The sequence below is a fragment of the Xanthomonas sp. SHU 166 genome, from assembly GCF_000364685.1.
Taxonomy (GTDB): Bacteria; Pseudomonadota; Gammaproteobacteria; order Xanthomonadales; family Xanthomonadaceae; genus Xanthomonas_A; species Xanthomonas_A sontii.
Map to the genome: position 1 here is coordinate 1 of NZ_AQOJ01000492.1, position 1,071 is coordinate 1,071.

At 68.6% G+C, this 1,071-nt stretch carries 2 protein-coding genes; one reads left to right on the top strand and one right to left on the bottom strand.

Annotated elements, in window-relative coordinates:
- Nucleotides 1-799: tryptophan synthase subunit beta (gene trpB / locus D180_RS12835; protein WP_017913105.1), on the bottom strand; the 799-nt coding region annotated here is incomplete at its 3' end.
- Between the two features lie 97 nt (nt 800-896).
- On the opposite strand from trpB, the gene D180_RS12840 reads away from it, so the two are divergent.
- Nucleotides 897-1,071: LysR family transcriptional regulator (locus D180_RS12840; RefSeq protein ID WP_043090938.1), on the top strand; the 175-nt coding region annotated here is incomplete at its 3' end.

A 1,071-nucleotide genomic window follows, 5' to 3' on the forward strand; every position in this document is an offset into this window, starting at 1 on the left:
CGGCGCCGTAGATCTTCACCGAAGCGTCGTTGAGGAAGGCATGGAACAGGCCGATGGCGTTGCTGCCGCCGCCGACGCAGGCGCTGATCGCATCCGGCAGGCGGCCGTAGTCGCGCAGCATCTGCTCGCGCGCCTCGCGGCCGACGATGGCGTTGAAGTCGCGCACCATGCGCGGATACGGATCGGGGCCGGCGACGGTGCCGATGATGTAGAAAGTGTCCTGCACGTTGGTGACCCAGTCGCGCATCGCCTCGTTGAGCGCATCCTTGAGCGTGGCCGAGCCGGAATGCACCGGCACCACCGTGGCGCCGAGCAGCTTCATCCGGTAGACGTTGATCTTCTGCCGCTCGATGTCGGTGGCGCCCATGTACACCACGCACTCCAGCCCCAGCCGCGCGGCCACCGTGGCGCTGGCCACGCCGTGCTGGCCGGCGCCGGTCTCGGCGATGATGCGGGTCTTGCCCATGCGGCTGGCCAGCAGCGCCTGGCCGATGGTGTTGTTGATCTTGTGCGCGCCGGTGTGGTTCAGGTCCTCGCGCTTGAGCAGGATCTGCGCGCCGCCCACTTCGCGGCTGAGCCGCTCGGCGTGGTAGATCGGGCTGGGCCGGCCGACGTAATGGGTCAGGTCCTTGTCGTAGGCGGCGATGAAGGCCGGATCCTGGCGCGCGGCGTCGTAGGCGGCGGCCAGCTCCTGCAGCGGGCCGATCAGGGTCTCGGCGACGAAACGGCCGCCGTAGCGGCCGAAATGGCCGGCGGCGTCGGGATAGGCGTGGAAGTCGCTGACGGGAACAGAGGACATGGCACAACCGGGGGCAACAGGACAGGCCTGCACTTTAGCGCACACGTTCCCACAGAAAAACCGATAAAGTCTGACGCAATCCGTCAGGAAAACTCACATGACCAGCACGCGCCGCCTGCCCTCGCTCAACGCCCTGCGTGCGTTCGAGGCCGCCGCGCGGCTGCGCAGCGTCGGCGCCGCGGCGGCGGAACTGCATGTCACCCATGGCGCGGTGAGCCGTCAGGTGCGGCTGCTGGAGCAGGAACTGGGGCTGCCGCTGCTGCAGCGCGACG